Consider the following 20,631-nt stretch of genomic DNA (forward strand, 5'->3'; position numbering starts at 1 on the left):
ATGCTCAGTCCAAGAAGAACAAAATTCCGCAAGCAACAACGCGGCCGGATGCGGGGCCTCGCCACTCGGGGCAGTTCGCTGAATTTTGGGGATTTTGCCCTGCAATCGCTGGAATGCGGCTGGATTACGGCTCGCCAAATCGAAGCCGGTCGTCGGGCCATGACCCGCTACATCCGCCGGGGTGGCAAAATCTGGATCCGCGTCTTCCCTGACAAGCCTGTGACCATGCGCCCCGCAGAAACCCGGATGGGTTCCGGTAAAGGGGCACCGGAGTTCTGGGTGGCCGTAATCAAGCCCGGTCGGATCCTGTACGAAATCAAGGGTGTTGCTGAAGAGACGGCTCGCGAAGCAATGCGCCTGGCCGCGTTCAAGATGCCCGTGAAGACCAAGTTTATTGTTCGCGAAGACATCCAGTCGTAATGCCCTATGGCTCTCCCGAAGATTGCTGACGCGCGCGCCCTTAGTGACACCGAACTGGGCGATCGCATTTTGGAACTCAAGCGCCAACTGTTCCAATTCCGGATGAAGAAGGCGATTCGCCAAGAGGTGAAGTCGCACGAAATCAAACATGCAAAGCATGAGTTGGCGCAACTGCTCACGGTGGAGCATGAGCGTAAGCTCGCGGCTGCATCTGAAGCAGCAACCCAAGCGTAGTTCTGGAGTTAACCCCCTATGGCTGCCAAAGAACGTGTTGGCGTTGTTGTGAGCGACAAGATGCAGAAAACGGTGGTGGTGTCGGTGGAAAACCGCTCGGCCCACTCCAAGTACGGCAAGATTGTGGTTCGCACGCGCCGCTTTAAGGCCCACGATGAAGACAACCAGTGCAAGGAAGGCGATCGGGTTCGCATCCGCGAAACTCGCCCCCTGAGCAAAACCAAGCGCTGGACGGTCGTTGAAGTTCTCGAAAGCGCGACCCGGTAAGGGAGGCTCGATCGCCCATGATTCAACAGCAAACCTATCTGAACGTAGCGGACAACAGCGGCGCGAAGAAGCTGATGTGTATTCGCGTCCTGGGCGGTGGCAACCGTCGCTACGGCCATGTCGGTGATGAAATCATCGCCGTCGTCAAAGATGCCATTCCGAATATGGCAGTGAAAAAGTCCGACGTGGTGCGAGCCGTGATCGTTCGCACTCGGAAAACCATCCGACGCGATAGCGGCATGTGCATTCGCTTCGACGACAACGCCGCCGTGATCGTCAACAAAGATGGCAACCCCCGTGGGACGCGCGTTTTTGGCCCCGTAGCTCGTGAGCTGCGTGACAAGAACTACCTGAAGATCGTTTCGCTGGCTCCGGAGGTGCTGTAATGGCCAAGCCCGGCAAGATTCAAGTGAATGCAAACGGCAAAGCCGTGCGCTTCAAAATGCATGTCAAAGCGGGTGACACCGTTCAGGTGATCTCCGGTCGTGACAAGGGAAAAGTTGGCAAGATTGTGCGCGTCTTCCCCAAAACGAGCCAAGTGATCGTCGAAGGGGTGAACCAAAAGACCAAGCACACCAAGCCAACCCAGGAAGGCGAATCGGGCAAAGTCGAGGTGCGCGAGTTCCCGATCCACAGCTCGAACGTCCTGCACTATTCCGAAAAAGAAAAGGTCGCCAGCCGCGTTTGCTACACCTTCACCGACCAAGGCAAGAAGGTGCGCAAGCTGATTAAAACTGGCGAAATCATCGACTAACGTTGCGCCCGATCGCTGAAACAGCCATGCCAGCACGACTGAAAACCATTTACAAGGAAACAATCGTGCCGAAACTGATGGAACAGTTCCGGTACGAGAATATTCACCAGGTGCCCAAAGTGGTGAAGATCACGGTGAACCGTGGTTTGGGCGAAGCGTCGCAGAATGCCAAGGCCCTGGAGTCTTCTCTAGTGGAATTGGCCACCATCACCGGTCAGCGCCCCGTTGTGACCCGCGCCAAAAAGGCGATCGCCGGCTTTAAGCTGCGCCAAGGGATGCCCGTGGGCATGATGGTGACCCTGCGCTCCGACAAGATGTATGACTTCCTCGATCGCCTTGTGCGATTGTCCCTACCCCGAATCCGGGACTTTCGTGGTGTCAGCCCTAACAGCTTCGATGGTCGTGGCAACTACTCCCTAGGTCTGCGTGAGCAGCTGATCTTCCCTGAAATCAGCTACGACAGCATCGACCAAATCCGCGGGATGGACATTTGCATCACGACCACCGCCACCACCGACGAAGAAGGCCGCGCGCTGCTCAAGGAAATGGGCATGCCGTTCCGGGACAAGTAGCGTTGCAAGGAGCGAACTATGGTTAACGATCCCATCGCAGATATGCTGACGCGCATTCGCAACGCCTGCCTGGCGCGTCACCAAAAAACGGAAGTTCCGGCCACCAAGATGACCCGCAGCATCGCCGAGGTGCTCAAGTCTGAAGGCTTCGTCGCCGAAGTGGAAGAAACCGGTGAAGGTGTGAAGAAGACGCTCGTGATCTCTTTGAAATACAAGGGCAAGCAGCGCCGTCCGATCATCTCGAACCTGAAGCGCGTGAGCAAGCCGGGCCTCCGTGTCTATTCCAATCGCCGCGATTTGCCCCGCGTGTTGGGCGGCATTGGCATCGCGATCGTCTCGACCTCTCGAGGCATCATGACCGATCGCGACGCGCGTCAGCAGGGCATCGGTGGCGAAGTCCTCTGCTACGTCTGGTAATCCCTACGACGAAGGAGTTCTCAATCGTGTCCCGCATTGGCAAGCGTCCCATTCCCATTCCCACAGGGGTGACGGTGACGATCGACGGCCAAACCGTCTCGGTCAAAGGCTCCAAAGGCGAGCTGACCCGCACCTTCCCCCCTGAAATTCTCTTCTCCCAAGAAGCAGATCAACTGCTCGTGACGCGCCGGGATGAATCGCGTCCCGCCCGTCAGCGCCATGGTCTCTGCCGCACCCTGCTGGCCAACATGGTCGAAGGTGTGTCCCAAGGCTTCCAGCGTCGTCTGGAAATCCAAGGGGTCGGTTATCGGGCCGCTGTTCAAGGCACCACGCTCAACCTGAGCATGGGCTACAGCCACCCGGTGAATATCCCCGCCCCCGACGGGATTCAGTTTGCGGTAGAAAACAACACCAACGTGATTGTCAGCGGCATTGACAAGGAATTGGTGGGTAACACCGCCGCCCGTGTCCGTGCTGTGCGCAAACCGGAACCCTACAAGGGCAAAGGGATTCGCTACCAAGGTGAAGTCGTTCGCCGCAAGGCAGGTAAGACAGGTAAGAAATAATGAAAGCCACTCGCAAGGATATGGTGCGCCGTCGCCACGGGCGGGTGCGCCGCAAAGTTTCGGGAACGCCCGATCGGCCTCGCCTGTGCGTGTTCCGCTCGCACCAACACATTTACGCCCAGGTGATCGACGACACCCAACATCACACGTTGGTAGCCGCTTCGACCCTGGAACCCGATGTCAAATCGCAGCTTGAAAGCAGCCGCGATTGTGATGCAGCCGCAGCGGTGGGTAAGCTGCTGGCTGAGCGCGCCCAAGCCAAGGGCGTTACCCAAGTTGTGTTCGATCGCGGCGGTAATCTTTACCACGGTCGTGTCAAGGCTTTGGCCGACGCGGCGCGCGAAGCCGGACTGAACTTCTAGGCGAGAACTCAGGAGTATTCACTATGGCAACTCGTCGTAAAGGCAATCGCACCCGCGAGAAAGAGTCCGAATGGCAAGAGCGCGTCGTCCAAATCCGCCGCGTCACCAAGGTGGTCAAGGGCGGTAAAAAGCTCAGCTTCCGCGCCGTGGTCGTGATCGGTAACGAACGCGGTCAAGTGGGCGTTGGGGTTGGCAAAGCCGCTGATGTGATCGGAGCCGTCAAAAAAGGCGTAGCCGATGGCAAAAAGCACCTAGTTGACGTGCCCCTGATCAAGGGCGACACGATTCCCCACCCCACCAACGGTGTCGGTGGTGGTAGCTCCAAAGTGATGATGCGCCCCGCCGCTCCCGGTACCGGGGTAATCGCCGGGGGTGCTGTCCGTACCGTGTTGGAATTGGCTGGGGTGAAAAACATCCTTGCCAAGCAACTGGGTTCCGACAACCCCTTGAACAACGCCCGTGCTGCTTTGGATGCCCTGTCTTCCCTGCGGACTTTCGCAGAAGTGGCCGAAGACCGGGGTGTGACCCTCGAGCACCTGTACAAGTAGTTCCGGTCATCGACGGAGACCAAATCCATGAAAATCACGGATGCACAGCCTAAAAAAGGCTCCAAAAAGCGCGGTCGTCGCGTCGGTCGGGGCATTGCTGCCGGTCAAGGCGCGAGCGGTGGCTTCGGGATGCGCGGTCAAAAGTCGCGTTCCGGTCGCAGCACCCGCCCCGGTTTTGAAGGGGGTCAAATGCCCCTTTACCGCCGGGTGCCGAAGCTGAAGCACTTCACGGTGATCAACCGCCAAGCCTACACCGTGGTCAACGTCGGCAGTCTGGCTGGCCTGGCGGCCGGTTCGACCGTCAACTTGGCCTCGTTGATGGAAGCCGGGATTGTTACCACCAACGATGGCCCGCTGAAGTTGCTGGGCGATGGTGACCTGTCGGTGAAGCTGACGGTGGAAGCCGCTCGCTTCACGGCTAGTGCCAAGGAAAAGATCGAAGCAGCCGGCGGAACTTGCACGGTTGTCTAAGATTGAAGTTGGGAAATCCGGTTGCTGAAATTTGCCTGAGGTGTACCAACCATGGTCGTCAGTCGAGATAAAGCGCCAACAGCCCAAGAAACCTTCATGCAAATGGCCCAGGCGGCTGGCCTGCGGGGGCGGTTGCTGGTGACCGTCGGCCTGCTAGTGCTGGTGCGCCTTGGGATCTTTTTGCCGGTACCGGGAATTGATCGTGCAGCCTTTGGCAACGCGATCCAAAACAGCGGTCTAGGTGGGTTGGTTGGCTTCTTAGATATCTTCTCCGGGGGCGGTCTATCGCTGCTGGGGATCTTTGCGTTGGGAATTCTGCCCTACATCAACGCATCCATCATCATCCAATTGCTGACGGCGGCGCTGCCTTCTCTGGAAGACCTCCAGAAGAATGAAGGGGAGGCGGGCCGTCGCAAGATTGCCCAAATCACCCGCTATGTGTCCGTTGCTTGGGCCGTGATCCAAAGCGTGGGGATCGGTCTCTGGGTGTCGGCGTTGGGGGCCACGACGGAGCCAGCGGGCCTGTTTGTGGTGAAGACGGCGCTGGCCCTGACGGCCGGTTCGATGTTTGTGATGTGGATTGGCGAGCTAATCACGGAGCGTGGCGTGGGCAATGGTGCTTCGCTGCTGATTTTCGTGAACATTGTTTCGACCTTTCCGAAGTCGGTGGGTCAAACGCTGGAGCTGGCTCAAAGTGGTGATCGATCGACCATTGGCGGCATTGTGCTGTTGATGTTGGCGTTTATGGCCACCATTGTCGGCATTGTGTTTGTTCAAGAAGGGGCCCGTCGCATCCCGATCGTGATGGCCCGCCGCCAGGTGGGTCGCCGCCAGTATCAGGAACGCAGCAGCTACTTGCCCTTGCGCCTGAACCAAGGGGGCGTGATGCCCATCATCTTCTCGACGGCGGTGTTGGTGGTTCCGGCCTCGCTGGCCCAGTTCACGAACAATGAAGCCTTGGCTCGGGTGGCCACCTATCTGAGTCCGACGGGCCCCACGCCCTGGCTTTACGTGTTGGTTTACCTGGCACTGATTCTGTTCTTTAGCTATTTCTATTCGTCGCTGGTGGTGAACCCGGTGGATATGGCTCAGAACCTGAAGAAGATGGGAGCGAGCATCCCCGGGGTGCGCCCAGGTCAAGCCACGAGTAAGCGGGTGCAGCAGATTTTGAATCGGCTGACCTTCTTGGGGGCAATTTTCTTGGGCTTGGTGGCCATTGTGCCGACGGCCGTGGAAAGTGCCACCAATGTGCGGACGTTCCAAGGGTTAGGAGCAACGTCGTTTCTGATTTTGGTTGGGGTCGCGATCGAAACGGCGAAGCAAATCCAAACCTACGTGATTTCACAGCGCTACGAAGGAATGGTGAAGCAGTGACGCGATTGATTTTTTTCGGCCCACCGGGTGCCGGTAAGGGCACGCAAGCCAAGATTTTGTCTGAGGAATATGGCATTCCCCATATTTCCACGGGTGATATCTTGCGCGCGGCCGTTGCCCAAGGCACTTCCTTGGGACAGGCGGCGAAGTCCTTCATGGATCGCGGTGAATTGGTACCCGATGAATTGATCATTGGGATCATCAAAGACCGGCTCGCAGAACCTGATGCTCAACAGGGCTGGATCCTGGATGGCTTCCCGCGTAATGTGGCCCAGGCCGAAAAACTCAATGACATGCTGGCGGCAACGGGTCAGGCCTGCGATCGAGTGCTGAATTTGGTGGTTGCCGATGATGTACTCAAGGCCCGTCTCCTGAGCCGAGGCACAGCGGAAGGTCGCTCGGATGACAATTTGGCGACCATTGAGCATCGCCTGGCGATTTTTCACCAAACGACGGAACCGCTGCTGAAGTTCTACAGGGCCCAGCAGGCGAACCTATTGGCGGAGGTCAATGGTGACCAGCCCCTCAGCGATGTGACTCGTGACCTGAAACAGGCGATCGCCCCAACGGCTTAGTTCACCTCCGCTGAAGTTTGGTGCTGAAGCTTCGTGCTGAAGCCGGGAACCAAACCAGAAACCCAGACCCGATCGCCCATTGTGCTAGTTTGGCAGTGAGATAGCGCTTAACAGCAAGTTCACTGATTGTCAACCAACTCGACGTTCATACAGGAGAGCTGATCCTTGTCCAAGCAAGATCTGATCGAAATGGAGGGAACCGTAACCGAATCACTCCCGAACGCAATGTTCCGGGTGGATCTCGATAACGGTTTCAACGTCCTAGCACATATTTCTGGCAAGATTCGCCGTAACTACATCAAGATTCTGCCGGGCGATCGCGTCAAGGTTGAGCTGACCCCCTACGACCTGACCAAGGGGCGCATCACCTACCGTTTAAAGAACACGGGTGGCAAAAAATAACCCCCAAAATAGCCACCCGATCGCTGGTCTAGCCAAAGACTTGCCCCGATAGGTTGATCCGGTACTCATTTTTCTCTAAAATTCCAAGTTTGGAGATTTTAACCATCATGAAAGTCCGAGCCTCCGTCCGCAAAATGTGCGAAAAGTGCCGCGTGATTCGTCGTCGCGGTCGCGTCATGGTCATTTGCCAAAACCCCAAACACAAACAACGCCAAGGGTAAAAGACAGCGTTAGGGTGGTTGTGTTTGCCTGGCACCCATCTAAAGACAGAGCATTAAAACGTTAGGGAGAACCAACGTGGCACGTATTTCCGGTGTAGATTTACCGCGCGAGAAGCGCATTGAAATTGGGTTGACCTATATTTACGGCATTGGTCTAACCCTGTCGAAGAAAATTTTGGCCGCAACGGGTGTGAATCCGGATACGCGCGTCAAAGACCTCGGCGATGCAGACATCTCTGCCCTGCGGGCCGAGTTGGATAACTACCAGGTGGAAGGTGATCTGCGCCGCTTTGAGGCCATGAACATCAAGCGCCTGATGGACATCGGTTGCTATCGGGGTCGTCGTCACCGCGCAGGTCTGCCGGTGCGGGGTCAACGGACGCGCACCAATGCCCGGACTCGCCGTGGTGGTCGTCGTACGGTGGCCGGGAAGAAGAAGGCTCCTCGCAAGTAATCGACTGGTTCTGTCCCCTTTCTACGAACGTTTTAGTTCTGTTCAACAGCTATGGCAAAGCAACCCAACAAGCGCTCTGGCCCGCGTAAGCAAAAGCGCAACGTCCCCAGCGGTGTCGCCCACATTCAATCGACTTTCAACAACACGATCGTGACGATCACCGACCTCAAGGGTGATGCAATCTCTTGGGCCTCGGCTGGTTCCAGCGGTTTCAAGGGAGCCAAGAAGGGTACGCCCTTCGCCGCCCAAACCGCCGCTGAAGCTGCTGCCCGTCGTGCCTCTGAACAGGGGATGCGGCAGGTGGAAGTGATGGTGAGCGGCCCCGGTTCGGGTCGGGAAACGGCGATTCGGGCCCTGCAAGCGTCGGGTCTGGAAATCACGCTGATTCGTGATGTTACGCCGATTCCGCATAATGGTTGCCGGCCGCCGAAGCGTCGTCGGGTCTAAATCACCCCGCGATCGACCCGCGCTAACTCACGGGCGCTGCGATCGCATCCTGCAAGCCAGCGGTAACCCTTGGTCACCGCGAATTTTTTTCTGTTACGGGGCGGCTTCACTGCCGCATATGGATCGACTAGGCCGGTTGGGAGGCACAAAGCGTGTCGCAATTTCAGATCGAGTGTGTTGAATCGAGCACGGAAAGCAATCGCAATCTCTACAGCCGTTTGGTGCTGTCCCCCCTCGAACGTGGGCAGGGCACAACGGTGGGGAACGCTTTGCGTCGGGTACTGCTGTCGAACCTCGTGGGTTCCGCAGTGACGGCCGTCCGGATTGCGGGCGTGAACCACGAGTTCGCGACGGTTCCCGGTGTGCGGGAGGATGTGTTGGACATCCTGCTGAACATGAAGGAATTGGTGCTGCGCAGCCACACGGATCAGCCGCAAATTGGTCGCCTGTTGGCCAAAGGGCCGCGGGTGGTCACGGCAGACCTGTTCGATTTGCCTTCAGAAGTGGAAGTGGTTGACCCAACCCAGTACATTGCCACCTTGGCCGAGGGGGCCACGTTGGAAATGGAGTTCCGAGTGGAACGTGGGGTGGGCTATCGGGCGATCGATCGGGGTCGTGATGATGCATCGGCGATCGACTTTTTGCAGATCGACTCGATGTTTATGCCCGTCCGCAAGGTGAACTACACCGTTGAGGATGCCCGGGTGGGCGAATCCCTGGAGAAGGATCGCCTGGTTCTGGAAATTTGGACGAACGGCAGCATCACCCCCCAACAGGCGCTCAGTCAGGCTGCCACGCTTCTGGTGGATCTGTTCAACCCGCTCAAGGACTTCACCATCGAAGCCACCAAGAGCGATCGCCCAGAGTCCCAAGACCCCAGCAGCCAAATCCCGATCGAAGAATTGCAACTGTCGGTGCGCGCCTACAACTGCCTGAAGCGGGCGCAAATCAACACCGTTGCCGATCTTCTGGAATTCACCCAAGAAGATTTGCTGGAGATCAAAAACTTCGGAGCCAAGTCGGCTGAAGAAGTGATCGAAGCGTTGCAGCGGCGTTTGGGCATCACCCTGCCGCAAGAAAAGGTGGCCAAAGCCTAGCTGCCACCGTTCACCCCCGGCTCTAGCCCGTTCTAGATCCGACCCCCCTAGTTACTAATCAGTTGAGTAGAGATCGGAGCTATGCGTCACGGTCGTCGCGTTCCTAAACTTGGTAAGCCCGCTGACCAGCGTCGCGCCCTGCTGCGGGCCCTGGCCACGGAAACCATCCGCAATGGTCAAATCACCACCACCAAAGCCCGGGCCCGGGCTGTTCGCGCCGAGGTTGATCGCATGATTACCTTGGCCAAGGACGGTTCCTTGGCTTCCCGTCGTCGGGCCTTGGGCTATTTGTATGATGCCGATTTGGTTCATGCCCTGTTCGAGCAGGCTCCCCAGCGCTATGGTCAGCGGAATGGCGGCTATACCCGCATTTTGCGCACCGTGCCCCGGCGTGGTGACAATGCCGAAATGGCCATCCTGGAATTGGTCTAGGCCAAGACCAATCGCTGGGGTGTAGAGCAACAATCATGGCCGACTGTCCCGCCGATCAGCAACGTGTTGCTTTGGTGATTCAGTACCTGGGAACAGGGTTCTGTGGTTGGCAGCGGCAGATCCGCGATCGCAGCGTTCAAGCTACGATCGAAGACACGATCGCCGAGATTCTGGGGCATCCCGTTGTCATCCATGGTGCTGGACGCACCGACACCGGAGTTCATGCCTCTGCCCAAGTGGCCCACTTTGACGTGGCCAGCCCGATTCCCCCCCACCGTTGGGCGAAAGTCCTCAACACAAGGTTGCCAGATGATATTCTGATTCTGGCCTCCTGTGCGGTTCCGGGGAACTGGCACGCTCGGTTCTCGGCCTCGTGGCGGCGTTACCGCTATGTTCTCTACACCGATCCACAGCCGAACCTGTACCTCAAACCCTTCAGTTGGCACTATTACGAGCCAATTCAAGTGGAAAAGATGCAGGCGGCGATCGCCCCCCTCGTGGGTCGGCATCACTTGGCTGCTTTCCACCGTGCCGGATCAAAACGTCCCCATTCTTGGGTGGATGTTCAAGAAGCCTGGTGTCGGCGGCGCGGGCCGATTGTGGAACTTGAAGTTCAAGCCAGTGGCTTTTTGTACGGCATGATGCGGCTGCTGGCGGGGATGTTGGTGTTGGTGGGGCGCGATCGCCTCAGTGTCGAAGAGTTCACCCAAATTTGGCAGAGTGAACGCCGAGACCTGGTGAAATATGCCGCGCCACCCATGGGATTGTGCCTACTGCGCATTGGCTACCCCAACTCGCCCCTGCCAGAGATTGCTCGTACCAACACCCTGCCTTGGTTTGACCTGACCCAGGACGGCCCGGCAACCTTCAGCCCTCCCGTTACATAAAGATTCTAGGCTTAACGCACTACGCGATCGCCCTAGTTATAACTTCCCCGATTCAGCGACTTTCGCAACCCAACCAACCCCTATGTCCATTCCCACCAAGACTGCCCTGCCCTCCGTAAACGACGTTGACCGGCAATGGTACGTCGTTGATGCCGCTGGTCAACGCCTTGGCCGCCTGGCCACCGAAGTGGCTTCCGTCCTGCGGGGCAAAAACAAGCCCACCTATACGCCCCACCTGGATACCGGTGACTTTGTGGTGATCGTGAACGCCGACAAAGTGGAAGTGACCGGTAAAAAACGGACTCAAAAGGTCTACCGTCGTCACTCTGGCCGTCCCGGTGGGATGAAGACGGAGAGCTTTGAAAAGCTGCAAAATCGTTTGCCCGAGCGGATTGTGGAACATGCCATTAAAGGGATGCTGCCTAAAAATGCCCTCGGTCGGCAACTGTTCCGCAAGCTGAAGGTTTATGCCGGTGCAGACCATCCCCACACGGCACAACAACCCCAAGTCCTGACGATCAACACCATTCCTGGAGGTGAAGGCTAATGCAAGCAACGGATAACAACGGGCGCGTGATGTATCGCGGCACGGGCCGCCGTAAAACCTCGGTCGCTCGCGTGCGCCTGGTGCCTGGCTCTGGCCAACTGACCATCAACGGTCGTCCTGGCGATAACTACCTGCAATACAACCCGGTTTATCTGGCTGCGGCCAAAGCACCTCTGGAAACCCTCGGTTTGGAAGGGGACTACGATGTGCTGGTGAGCGTGGTGGGCGGCGGCCTGACTGGCCAGGCTGACTCGATCCGCTTGGGTGTGGCTCGGGCCTTGATTCAGCTTGATCCTGAAAACCGTAAGCCCCTGAAGGTTGAAGGCTACCTGACCCGCGACCCCCGCGCCAAGGAACGTCGCAAGTACGGTTTGAAGAAAGCCCGGAAGGCTCCTCAGTTCTCGAAGCGCTAATTTTCCAAGCGCCGACTTTCGAGGGGGAGGCCTCGGTGGCTTTCCCCAACGAATGGGCAAGCTGGGGGCTGGTGATCAAAAGACCCCGTTTGGAAGTCGTGATCGCCAGCTCTTTTGTGCAAATCCCCGCGATCGAATCCATGCACTTGAATGCGGTTCGATCGCCCTTAAATTTCCTAAACCTTGGTTGAGGTTCACATCATGGCAAAAGAAGGCATTCACCCCGAGTGGTACCCCGATGCAAAGGTCTATTGCAACGGCGAATTGGTGATGACGGTTGGTTCGACCCAACCGGAATTGCATGTGGACATTTGGGCTGGTAATCACCCGTTCTTCACCGGCACTCAGCGGATCATTGACACTGAAGGTCGTGTGGAGCGATTCCTGCGCAAGTATGGGATGGCAACCGAAACCAAAAAGGACTAGGGTTCCTTGGTTTGGTCGGCCAACTAATTGGCCAACTAAAATTGGCAAACTCAAAATTCTTCAACCAGAAGAAACAGAAAAAAGGAGCAGTTGCTGAACCAGTAACTGCTCCTTTTTATTTTCTGGGCTTTTATTTTCTGGGCTATTTTAGGCTCTATTTTTTCTAGGCTCGGTGCTTGGCTAGAGATTACCCATGCGATCGAGGGGCCAAAACCGCCAAACTGCATGGCCCACAATCAAATCTTGCGGAACGACTCCCCAGCAACGGCTGTCGTAACTGCGGTTGCGATTGTCGCCGAGCACGAGATAGGAGTTGGGGGGCACCCGCACCGGCCGGGCCAGAAAAGGTTGCGGATCCCCTACGCAAACATTGGTATCCGTGCGCTGCACCGCATTGCCATCCGCGCTAAGGCTGGCTGGGCGCTCCCCTGAGCCACTCGCAGGACTGGGGCGACCGGTTGTTAAGACGGACTCACGGGCAATATAGGGTTCGTTCAGGCGCTGGCCGTTGATGTAAACCTGGCCATCTCGCAACTCCACCAGTTCACCCGGCAGACCAATCACGCGCTTAATAAAAGCATCTTTGAGGTTGTGGCGGCGCAGTTCGGCGGTCGGCATGAAGACGATGATGTCGCCGCGCTTGGGGCTGCCGCCAAACCGGTATTGCAGTTTTTCGACAATCAACCGATCCTTCACCAGCAGCGTCGGCACCATTGATTCAGAGGGAATCCAGCGAGCTTCGGCCACGTAGGTACGAATGCCCAGGGCCAAGATAATGCTGAGACCAATGGTTTTGAGGACTTCAACCCAAGCGCTGTCGGTGGGGGGATTGGTGGATGGCTCTTTATGCGAGGAAGCGGGTTGATCGGTCACGAGAAAAATCCTAAATGCACTAAAGCAGTAGACGAGGGCGCTTCTTAAAACGCTGGGCGCTGAGCACCTTGGGCCAAGCCCGGGAAACGCAAACCAGGAGAAGCGCGATCGGGGTTCAGGATCCAAGACTGGGACTTGGGGAATGCGGGCGTTTCGGCATGATTGACCATTCTGCTTGAAAACTTGGAATCAATCCGTGCGCCGTTAGCCAGAAACTGGAAACTCTCAACTCTTATTACAGGCTATTACAGCGGTGAAAATTCCGGCTGGTCTGTTGTTGAGAAGATATACCGCAAAACCGCGAAAAAACCGCGAACGATCGCCGTTGACTATTGAGGAACTGGATCTGGCGAGGCTGTGGGGGTGATCGGTGCCCCCCAGCGATCGAGAGGAAAAAACCGCCACATCACCCGCCCCACCAAGGCTTGGCGCGGCACGTAACCGTAGGTGAAGGTCAGGGCTGGGGCAGTACCTAAGGCGGAACCATCGCTCATGACAAAGTAGGTGGCGGCGGGAACTCGCACGGGGGCAAGATCACCAATTTCGATCGCCAGGGACTGGCCATGGGCGATCGGGCGCTGATTGACCAAGAGTTGACCGCTTTGGATTTCAACCCGATCGCCGGGTAAGCCAACGGCCCGATTGACCAACACTCCCTGAGGTTGATTCGGCGCGCCGGGCGGCATAAAGGCCACTAACTCGCCTCGATCGGGGTTGCGCCACTGGTAGCTCGCTTTGTCAATGAGCAGGCGATCGCCCGGTTGCAACGTGGGCCTCATGGTCGGCAGGGTCACCAGATAAGAATCGATGACGAGCGATCGCATGGCCCCCATGGTCAGGAGCACCACCAACCCCGATCCCCACCAATTTCGCCGTTGCCAAGTCCAAGCGGGTGCTTGCCGCAGGGTTGCCGTCAGGGAAGGGAGCCAATGCTGCCAATGCCACCGCCCGCCCTGGTTGCCCTGGGGAGCCGTGGCGGATGCTGCGTTGCGGGAAAAGGGGCGCAATGGTTGCCCGTTTCTCAACCGCTTGGACTTTGGGGGTTGCGTTGACATGGGCGTGGCGCTTGATTGTCGGTTGACCTAGGGACTGTCAACCTCATTCAGGATACCGAATCCAGACCGGGGGATCTGCTGGATGGTGGTGGTTGATACGGCCTGGGTGCGATCGTGATTCCCCGTGATTGGTAGCCAGCACAAGGGGCGATCGCCCCGCCGGAGTGATCGCCCCTATCCAAGATCTTGGATGCTTCCCACAGTCCAAAAACTGTCAGTGCTGACGCTGAGCGGGAACTAACCCCCCACGCGCAGCAATTCCACATCAAACACCAGGGTGGCGTTAGGAGGAATCACCCCACCGGCTCCCCGGGCCCCGTAGCCCAAGTCCGGCGGAATCACCAGCTTGCGGCGACCACCAACCCGCATGGACAGGACACCTTCGTCCCAACCCTTGATCACTTGACCCACGCCAATGCGGAAGCTGAAGGGCTGACCCCGATCGCGCGAGCTGTCGAATTTTTTGCCGTCAGTGAGCGTGCCGGTGTAGTGAACCGTGACGTTCTGACCGGGAGTGGGGGCTGCGCCGGTTCCCACGGTGAGGTCTTCGTATTGCAGGCCAGAATCGGTGGTGGTCAGGTTGCTCGCGTCGGCCACGAGGGTTGTCTCCTGGGTATTGGTGGGCAGAGTGGCGATCTCAGGCGATCGCAGTTGGGCGGCCGCGTCGCTAATGAGACGGGCCGCCAGCTTGGAACCGTTGGCAGTGGCTTCGGCCGCCGGTTGACTGGATAGGGGGTTCGCTTCGGCGGTGGGGGTTTTGCCCGTGAAGGTGACCATCAACACGGCCACTAGGCAAACCAACATCACCCCAAAGCTGATTAACACATCACGCAAGGGTCTAGTCTCCTCGATCAATCTGCGAGCAAAGTGGGTCGTTCTTGATCCTAACGAGCGATCGCCCTAACGCCACAGTCGATTTTCCAGGTCGCGCACTTGGCGCTCTAGCCGATCGATCCGGCCGCGCAGTTCGTCCACCTCTGAGCGATCGGGCACACCAAAATCCTTCATCACCTTCCGAAACTGCTGCTGAATCAGGGAATCAAAACTTTCGCTAGGGGAGGGATTGCCGCCGGACTGCAAACGCTGCATCAGGTCATCCACCACCTTGCGGGCCTGTTCTGGATCCAAGCGGCCGCTGCGAACCCATTCATCGCTGGCTTCCTTGAGGCGTTCTGCAACAATGGCCGTTGTGCCCAGACCAATGGTCAGCAGTTGTTGCAGCCAGTTATTTCCATCCATCGGACGATCGACTCCGTATGCCTACCAGGGTTCATCAACAGCTCGGGCTGACGCTCGGACTGAGTGGCCCCGCCAATCATCGTTAGGCTAACACGGGCGATCGACCCTTGTGGGATGCGGATCAGTCGCGATCGCCGCCCGATTCGCCCCAGGATTGCCCCCGGTCTAACCCAGGGTGCTGGAAACGACGGGCATCGGTTCCGGCAGGGTTAACCCATCCCGATAAATCAACAAGTCAAACCAAAAAATCGTCCCCACACCCACTTCACTGATCAATTTGACGCTGCTTTGGTGCTTGTCAATGATGTTACGGACGATCGACAGGCCCAGCCCTGTGCCTTCGAGGGTATGCACCCGGTTTTCGACCCGATAGAACCGATCAAAAATGGCATTACAATCTTCGGGGCCAATGCCAATGCCGGTGTCGGCCACTTCCACCCGCACCACGCTCACCACCTCGGGCTGAGATTTGGCTGGGCCGGTTGCCGCATTCACCGGGCAGGTATCCCAGAGGGCCGGTTGAACGGTGGGGTCTTGGGGAATATAGGCGCGGATCGCCACCTGGCCGCCCTTGGGGGTAAATTTCAGGGCATTGCCCACCAAGTTGGCGAACACTTGCAGCAACAGATCATAGTTACCCAAAACGGGCGGCAGGCTGGGGGCCAGCTCTTGGGTCAGTTCAATTCCCTTGTCGCGAGCATTGAGCTGGTAGGTACGCAGGGTTTGTTCGATCGGCTGTACCAGGTCGATCGCGTCAAAAGTGTAGCTACGGCTGGATTCCAACCGAGAGAGATCCAACACGTCATTGACCAACCGGGTGAGGCGATCGGTCTCGCGGTTGGCGGTGTCCAAAAACTCCCGCTGCTGCTCCGGCGACAGCTCATCGCCATAGTCATGGAGCGTTTCAATAAAGGACTTGATGTTAAACAGCGGCGTGCGTAGCTCGTGGGAAACATTGCTGATAAATTGGCTTTTGGCCTCATTCAGCTCCACTTCCCGGGTAATGTCCTGCACCGTGACGGCAATCCCTCGGATGCTCTCGCGGTAGCGATCGCCTGGGGCTTCGCCATCTTGATCGGCATAGAGATTACATTCCCTGGCCAGGGGCCGTTGGGCATCGCTGCACTGATCCTGCTGATGGTGCTCGCAGGTGTCGCACAAGTGCCCATCCCCGATCGCCCGTTGGGATAGCACCGGCGATAGCAAAATGCGCACCGTCCGCTTCACCGGCTCCATCAGGGTAATGCGAAATTCTTCACCCTCGTCGGCCTTGCCTTCCGCCAACTGGTAGAGCGGGCGCGTGAGCTTCACTTGCACCTCGGGTGGAAACTCATAGAGCACATTTTTGCCAATGATCGGCTGGCCGTCCGTTTCGCGATCCCAGCCAAAAATCTGGCGGGCCGTGGGATTCACCAACACCACGCGCAGATCCGTATCGAGCAGCAGGGCCCCATCGACGATCGTGGCGATGAGGGTTTCGAGCTTGGCCTTGCTGGCCGTCAGCTCTTCAATATTCTGTTCTTCGTAGCGCTCTAGGCGCTCCGCCATGTCATTAAAACTGGCAATTAGCTCCCCGAGTTCACCGCCAAACGGCAGGGTAATTCGCTGCTTAAAATCCCCGGAGGCGATGTTTTTGACACCGATCAACAATTCCTTAATCGGCTTGGTGATGGTGAGGGCGTTGAACACAGCCCCCAAAATCACCATCACCCAAATTGACACGAACACTGCGATCGTCACGTCGCGAGTCAAGCCCGACGAGGCCACCACCGTCGGATTGGGATTGGTACCCACGGCCAACACCCCCAAGTATTGACCCTCGTGGGTTAGGGGCACAAACACATCCGTGACCTGACCGTTGGGGGTGAGGTGTTGACGCACCAAGGGGCGATCGAGATCGGCCGCATAGTCCGGCGGCAACTGAATCCGACGACGCAAGGTTAGGGAGTTCTTCACCTCCGTGTCGGAAAAGGGGATGCCGTAGAAGATATCCCCGTCCACGTCGGCATAGAGCAAGTACCGAACGCTGGAAGTGCTGTTATAAAACCGGCGCGAGAAGCCAGCCAAACCGCCCAAGTCTTGCTCCGCCACCAGGGGTGCAGTGTTGGCGGCCAAGAGCAGCCCCAAATCTCGCCCAAAACGAGTGTCGTTGAGCCGGGCATCCTGCTGGATGGTGTTGACGGCCCAAAAGGTTAGCCCGCTGGTCAGCAGCGACACCACCAGGGTTGCCACCGCCATCAATCGGGTTTGGAGGGTGAATTCTGACCACCAGCGACGCAGGATTTGCCGCAACGTAACGATCGCCTCAAGCATGGTCTCGGGGAGCGTGCAGATTGATTCGATCTTAAGGGGCTTCGGTGGGCATAGGGTCACTGGCGGCGATCGCACCGGGCAAGGGCAGGGTTTCCCAAGGTTGTTGGCGGACTTGATAGCCAATGTCGCGACGATAGGTTTTTTCGGTGTAGTCAATGGCCTCGATCGCCCGGTAGACGGTTCCGAAGGCTTCGTCAAAATCTGCCCCGATCGCCGTGACCCCTAGGACGCGCCCTCCATCGCTGACCAGTCGATCGGTGTTGCCGCTCGATCGCACCAGCCGCGTTCCCGCATGAAACACCATGGCCCCCACCGCTTCCGCCTCTGCTAAGCCCGCGATCGGAGTGCCCTTGGCAAAACTGCCCGGATAGCCCTGGGCCGCCACCACCACACAGCCGGCCACGCCCGATTTCCAGGCGATCGGGGGAAACTGGGCCAGCCGCTGTTCCACACAGGCCAGCATCAGCTCATGAAGCGGCGTTTCCAGCAGCGGCAACACCACCTGGGTTTCCGGGTCGCCAAAACGGCAGTTAAATTCCACCACCTTGGGATCCCCCTCAGGCGTGATCATCAACCCCGCATACAAAACCCCTCGGTAATCAATGCCGCGTGCCGCCAGGGCCCGCACCGTGGGCTGCAACACTTCCGTTTCAATGCGCGCCATCAGATCCGGCGTAACCAAGGGAGCCGGGGCATAGGTTCCCATGCCGCCCGTGTTGGGGCCGGTGTCTCCCTCGCCAATCCGTTTATGATCTTGGGCTGGAATCAGAGGGCGCACGGCTTTGCCATCGGTCAGGGCCAGGACGGATACTTCCCGCCCTTCCATAAATTCTTCGATTACCACGCTGGAGCCAGCGGAGCCGAATTGGCCGCCAAAAATAGACTCCACCGCCTTGAGTGCCTCATCCAAGGTCATGGCCACGGTTACGCCCTTGCCCGCTGCCAGACCATCGGCCTTCACCACGATCGGGGCCCCGGTCTGCTGCAAATAGTCGCGGGCGGGGGCCAGCTCCGTGAAGGTGGCGGACTGGGCCGTGGGCACACCCGCTTCGGCCATGAGCGTCTTGGCCCAGGACTTGCTTGCTTCAATTTGGGCCCCCGCTTGGGTGGGGCCAAACACGGGAATTTGTCGCCCGCGCAAAAAGTCCACAATCCCGACGGCCAAAGGTGCTTCGGGGCCCACTACCACCAGGGAGACCCCTTGGGTTTGGGCAACGCGGGCGATCGCTTCAAAATCAGTTGCAGCGAAGGCAAAGTTTTGGCAACGGGGATTCAGGGCCGTTCCCCCATTTCCGGGAATACAAAAGACCCGCTCCACCTGTTCCGACTTCAACAACATGTGGGCGATCGTGTGTTCACGGCCACCATTGCCAACCACTAAAACCTTCACAGAATCTTTAACCCGCAGTTGTGAACAGAACTCGGCCAGGAGCCAGTATCTCAGAATATCGCACGTCCGCTCCTCTCACCACCGATCCCCGCTGGGAGGCTGGATCTTGTCCAATTTCGACTCAATCGCGGTTGATCGCCAATCATCAACGACCATTTCCGGGTTGGTTGTTTCCACGTTTGGGTGCAAAACTTCCTAGACTGGGCTAGGCGCTGGGCCAAAACTTGGGCTAAACCTAGACCAGCGATCGCCCGATCGCGCCAATTTCCCCTCAACTATTGCAAAACGGCGATTTCTGAACTCCCCATGACTACCAGCATCGTGACCGGCGCGGCCGGCTTCATTGGCTCCCACCTGGCGGAAACGCTGTTACTGCGAGGCGATCGGGTCATTGGCATTGATCACTTTAATGACTATTACGACCCGGCCCTCAAGCGACAAAACGTTGCGCCCCTGTTGGATCATGGCCAATTCCAACTGCTGGAGGTGGATTTGCGAGCCATTGACTGGGCCCCTCTGCTGGCGGAAGCGGATGTGGTCTATCACCAGGCGGCCCAGGCGGGGGTGCGGGCCAGTTGGGGGACTGGGTTCCAGGACTACACCGATCGCAACATCACGGCGACCCAGCGCCTCTTAGAAGCCGCGAAGCAGGCCCCGAATTTGCAACGGTTGGTCTATGCGTCCACGTCGTCCATTTATGGCGATGCGGAAACCTTTCCCACCAGTGAGTTGGTCTGTCCCAAGCCCGTGTCGCCCTACGGGATCACGAAATTAGCGGCCGAACAGCTCGGGCGGCTCTATTGCAACAATTTTGGCGTGCCGTTCGTGGCCCTGCGCTACTTCACGGTTTACGGGCCCCGACAGCGGCCGGATATGGCGTTCCACAAGTTTTTTAAGGCGGCGATCGCCCATCAGTCCATTCCCATTTATGGCGATGGGCAACAAACTCGCGACTTTACCTATGTCAGCGATGCGGTGGCGGCGAATTTGGCGGCGGCGGTGGTTCCAGCGGCGATCGGGGAAATTTTCAATATCGGTGGCGGCAGTCGCGTGGTGCTGACGGAGGTGCTGGAGCAAATGGAGGCGATTGTGGGTCACCCGATCGCGCGTGATTATCAGGATCGGGCGATCGGGGATGCTCGCCACACCTCCGCCGACGTGACCAAGGCTCGCAATCTTTTGGGCTATGACCCTCAAGTCACGATTCGCAAGGGTCTTGAGCAGGAATGGGAGTGGATTAAAACCCTCTACGCCGCTTGACCATTGCTCGATCGACCATTTTAAAAAATTATTGCAAACCATTGCCAAACCTTGACTGATACTGGGCTTGACAGTCTTGGACAGATCTGGACTAAATGGGTCTGAAGCATTTCACGGCTTCAGTACTGACTGACAGGATCAAGGACAATGAAACGGTTTGTATCTTGGGTGATCGCTCTGGTTGCTGCTTGGTTGAGCTTTGCTGGTGCTGCCCATGCGGCTGATGTGGCCAATGGAGCCAAAATTTTTAGCGCCAACTGCGCCGCTTGTCATGCGGGTGGCCGTAACGTGGTGATGGCAGACAAGACCCTGAAGAAGGATGCCTTGGAAAAATACGGCATGAACTCGATCGAGGCGATCGTGAAGCAGGTCACCAACGGTAAAGGTGCGATGCCGGCCTTCAAGGGCAAGCTGACGGCAGACGGTATTCAAGATGTGGCATCCTTCGTGCTGTCCAAGTCGGAAGCCGGTTGGTAAGTCATGGAAGCCGGTCAAGGCAACATTCCTCCACAGATGCCTTGACCGGTTTTGAGCGCTGGGTAGCCCTGGCGCTGTTCCCGCTGGCTAACCCACCCAATTGAACCCGAGTGTTGAATTGCCTTTCGGTCATTCAAC

Annotated in this window: 31 protein-coding genes; 25 read left to right on the top strand and 6 right to left on the bottom strand. The window is 57.7% G+C overall.

The features are described from left to right. From rplP to rpmE, 23 genes are all read left to right on the top strand, one after another. The gene (rplP, locus tag H6G52_RS01095; protein ID WP_099534703.1) at positions 1 to 420 is read left to right on the top strand and encodes a 50S ribosomal protein L16; all 420 of its coding nucleotides are present in this window, start codon (positions 1 to 3) and stop codon (positions 418 to 420) included. Positions 421 to 426: 6 nt separating this feature from the next. Further along, positions 427 to 654 (top strand): 50S ribosomal protein L29, encoded by a 228-nt coding sequence (gene rpmC, locus H6G52_RS01100; protein WP_099534704.1) that lies wholly within the window; start codon positions 427 to 429, stop codon positions 652 to 654. Between the two features lie 18 nt (positions 655 to 672). Next, positions 673 to 921, top strand: a complete 249-nt coding sequence (gene rpsQ, locus H6G52_RS01105) for a 30S ribosomal protein S17 (protein WP_099534705.1) — start codon at positions 673 to 675, stop codon at positions 919 to 921. 17 nt (positions 922 to 938) lie between these two features. Next, positions 939 to 1,307 carry a 50S ribosomal protein L14 gene (gene rplN / locus H6G52_RS01110; protein WP_099534706.1) on the top strand — a complete coding sequence of 123 codons (369 nt, stop codon included), beginning with the start codon at positions 939 to 941 and terminating at the stop codon, positions 1,305 to 1,307. Beyond that, complete coding sequence (gene rplX, locus H6G52_RS01115; RefSeq protein ID WP_099534707.1) at positions 1,307 to 1,675, top strand: 50S ribosomal protein L24; 369 nt, start codon at positions 1,307 to 1,309, stop codon at positions 1,673 to 1,675. The genes rplN and rplX overlap by 1 nt, the downstream gene beginning before the upstream one ends. Before the next feature lie 26 nt (positions 1,676 to 1,701). Continuing rightward, positions 1,702 to 2,247 carry a 50S ribosomal protein L5 gene (gene rplE, locus H6G52_RS01120; RefSeq protein ID WP_099534749.1) on the top strand — a complete coding sequence of 182 codons (546 nt, stop codon included), beginning with the start codon at positions 1,702 to 1,704 and terminating at the stop codon, positions 2,245 to 2,247. A gap of 18 nt (positions 2,248 to 2,265) precedes the next feature. Beyond that, complete coding sequence (gene rpsH, locus H6G52_RS01125; protein ID WP_099534708.1) at positions 2,266 to 2,664, top strand: 30S ribosomal protein S8; 399 nt, start codon at positions 2,266 to 2,268, stop codon at positions 2,662 to 2,664. A 26-nt stretch (positions 2,665 to 2,690) separates the two neighbouring features. Beyond that, the gene (rplF, locus tag H6G52_RS01130) at positions 2,691 to 3,230 is read left to right on the top strand and encodes a 50S ribosomal protein L6 (RefSeq protein WP_190356082.1); all 540 of its coding nucleotides are present in this window, start codon (positions 2,691 to 2,693) and stop codon (positions 3,228 to 3,230) included. Continuing rightward, positions 3,230 to 3,592, top strand: coding sequence for a 50S ribosomal protein L18 (gene rplR, locus H6G52_RS01135; protein WP_099534710.1), 363 nt, complete (start codon positions 3,230 to 3,232; stop codon positions 3,590 to 3,592). Before rplF ends, rplR begins: the two co-directional genes overlap by 1 nt. Before the next feature lie 23 nt (positions 3,593 to 3,615). Continuing rightward, on the top strand, positions 3,616 to 4,140 hold the full coding sequence (gene rpsE / locus H6G52_RS01140; RefSeq protein ID WP_190356081.1) for a 30S ribosomal protein S5: 525 nt from the start codon (positions 3,616 to 3,618) through the stop codon (positions 4,138 to 4,140). Positions 4,141 to 4,167: 27 nt separating this feature from the next. Beyond that, positions 4,168 to 4,611 (top strand): 50S ribosomal protein L15, encoded by a 444-nt coding sequence (gene rplO, locus H6G52_RS01145; RefSeq protein ID WP_190356080.1) that lies wholly within the window; start codon positions 4,168 to 4,170, stop codon positions 4,609 to 4,611. A gap of 51 nt (positions 4,612 to 4,662) precedes the next feature. After that, the gene (gene secY / locus H6G52_RS01150; protein WP_190356079.1) at positions 4,663 to 5,985 is read left to right on the top strand and encodes a preprotein translocase subunit SecY; all 1,323 of its coding nucleotides are present in this window, start codon (positions 4,663 to 4,665) and stop codon (positions 5,983 to 5,985) included. Then, a complete protein-coding gene (locus tag H6G52_RS01155; protein ID WP_190525891.1) occupies positions 5,982 to 6,560 on the top strand; it encodes an adenylate kinase in 579 nt (192 codons plus the stop codon). Before secY ends, H6G52_RS01155 begins: the two co-directional genes overlap by 4 nt. Positions 6,561 to 6,725: 165 nt before the next feature. Continuing rightward, positions 6,726 to 6,962, top strand: coding sequence for a translation initiation factor IF-1 (gene infA, locus H6G52_RS01160; RefSeq protein ID WP_099534715.1), 237 nt, complete (start codon positions 6,726 to 6,728; stop codon positions 6,960 to 6,962). A 107-nt stretch (positions 6,963 to 7,069) separates the two neighbouring features. Further along, entirely contained in the window at positions 7,070 to 7,183 is a 114-nt protein-coding gene (rpmJ, locus tag H6G52_RS01165) for a 50S ribosomal protein L36 (protein WP_015186054.1), read from the top strand. 76 nt (positions 7,184 to 7,259) lie between these two features. Continuing rightward, a complete protein-coding gene (gene rpsM / locus H6G52_RS01170) occupies positions 7,260 to 7,637 on the top strand; it encodes a 30S ribosomal protein S13 (protein ID WP_099534716.1) in 378 nt (125 codons plus the stop codon). A gap of 51 nt (positions 7,638 to 7,688) precedes the next feature. Then, positions 7,689 to 8,084: a 30S ribosomal protein S11 gene (gene rpsK / locus H6G52_RS01175; protein WP_099534717.1), complete on the top strand. Its 396-nt coding sequence runs from the start codon at positions 7,689 to 7,691 to the stop codon at positions 8,082 to 8,084. Positions 8,085 to 8,236: 152 nt separating this feature from the next. After that, a complete protein-coding gene (locus tag H6G52_RS01180) occupies positions 8,237 to 9,181 on the top strand; it encodes a DNA-directed RNA polymerase subunit alpha (RefSeq protein ID WP_099534718.1) in 945 nt (314 codons plus the stop codon). 81 nt (positions 9,182 to 9,262) lie between these two features. Next, a complete protein-coding gene (rplQ, locus tag H6G52_RS01185; RefSeq protein ID WP_099534719.1) occupies positions 9,263 to 9,613 on the top strand; it encodes a 50S ribosomal protein L17 in 351 nt (116 codons plus the stop codon). Positions 9,614 to 9,648: 35 nt separating this feature from the next. Continuing rightward, positions 9,649 to 10,500: a tRNA pseudouridine(38-40) synthase TruA gene (truA, locus tag H6G52_RS01190; RefSeq protein WP_190356077.1), complete on the top strand. Its 852-nt coding sequence runs from the start codon at positions 9,649 to 9,651 to the stop codon at positions 10,498 to 10,500. An 82-nt stretch (positions 10,501 to 10,582) separates the two neighbouring features. Continuing rightward, complete coding sequence (rplM, locus tag H6G52_RS01195) at positions 10,583 to 11,047, top strand: 50S ribosomal protein L13 (protein WP_190356076.1); 465 nt, start codon at positions 10,583 to 10,585, stop codon at positions 11,045 to 11,047. After that, entirely contained in the window at positions 11,047 to 11,460 is a 414-nt protein-coding gene (gene rpsI / locus H6G52_RS01200) for a 30S ribosomal protein S9 (protein ID WP_099534722.1), read from the top strand. Before rplM ends, rpsI begins: the two co-directional genes overlap by 1 nt. Positions 11,461 to 11,661: 201 nt before the next feature. Beyond that, a complete protein-coding gene (rpmE, locus tag H6G52_RS01205; protein WP_099534750.1) occupies positions 11,662 to 11,886 on the top strand; it encodes a 50S ribosomal protein L31 in 225 nt (74 codons plus the stop codon). Positions 11,887 to 12,066: 180 nt separating this feature from the next. On the opposite strand, the gene lepB (H6G52_RS01210) is transcribed toward rpmE, so the two are convergent. The 6 genes from lepB (H6G52_RS01210) to purD form a co-directional block, all read right to left on the bottom strand. Continuing rightward, entirely contained in the window at positions 12,067 to 12,759 is a 693-nt protein-coding gene (gene lepB / locus H6G52_RS01210; protein ID WP_099534723.1) for a signal peptidase I, read from the bottom strand. 329 nt (positions 12,760 to 13,088) lie between these two features. Continuing rightward, on the bottom strand, positions 13,089 to 13,814 hold the full coding sequence (gene lepB, locus H6G52_RS01215) for a signal peptidase I (protein WP_190525893.1): 726 nt from the start codon (positions 13,812 to 13,814) through the stop codon (positions 13,089 to 13,091). 237 nt (positions 13,815 to 14,051) lie between these two features. Next, positions 14,052 to 14,648 carry an FKBP-type peptidyl-prolyl cis-trans isomerase gene (locus H6G52_RS01220; protein ID WP_190356074.1) on the bottom strand — a complete coding sequence of 199 codons (597 nt, stop codon included), beginning with the start codon at positions 14,646 to 14,648 and terminating at the stop codon, positions 14,052 to 14,054. A gap of 66 nt (positions 14,649 to 14,714) precedes the next feature. After that, positions 14,715 to 15,053, bottom strand: coding sequence for a phasin family protein (locus H6G52_RS01225; protein WP_099534726.1), 339 nt, complete (start codon positions 15,051 to 15,053; stop codon positions 14,715 to 14,717). 165 nt (positions 15,054 to 15,218) lie between these two features. Continuing rightward, positions 15,219 to 17,366: a HAMP domain-containing sensor histidine kinase gene (locus tag H6G52_RS18410; protein ID WP_190525895.1), complete on the bottom strand. Its 2,148-nt coding sequence runs from the start codon at positions 17,364 to 17,366 to the stop codon at positions 15,219 to 15,221. Between the two features lie 31 nt (positions 17,367 to 17,397). Next, positions 17,398 to 18,756: a phosphoribosylamine--glycine ligase gene (purD, locus tag H6G52_RS01235; protein ID WP_190525897.1), complete on the bottom strand. Its 1,359-nt coding sequence runs from the start codon at positions 18,754 to 18,756 to the stop codon at positions 17,398 to 17,400. A 306-nt stretch (positions 18,757 to 19,062) separates the two neighbouring features. Between purD and H6G52_RS01240 the strand changes: the two genes are divergently transcribed. Together H6G52_RS01240 and petJ are read left to right on the top strand one after the other, a co-directional pair. Next, positions 19,063 to 20,016: an NAD-dependent epimerase/dehydratase family protein gene (locus tag H6G52_RS01240; RefSeq protein WP_099534729.1), complete on the top strand. Its 954-nt coding sequence runs from the start codon at positions 19,063 to 19,065 to the stop codon at positions 20,014 to 20,016. 147 nt (positions 20,017 to 20,163) lie between these two features. Next, positions 20,164 to 20,493 (top strand): cytochrome c6 PetJ, encoded by a 330-nt coding sequence (petJ, locus tag H6G52_RS01245; protein ID WP_190525899.1) that lies wholly within the window; start codon positions 20,164 to 20,166, stop codon positions 20,491 to 20,493. Positions 20,494 to 20,631: the final 138 nt, after the last annotated feature.

It is taken from the genome of Limnothrix sp. FACHB-881 (assembly GCF_014698135.1).
In the GTDB taxonomy this organism is placed as follows: domain Bacteria; phylum Cyanobacteriota; class Cyanobacteriia; order CACIAM-69d; family CACIAM-69d; genus CACIAM-69d.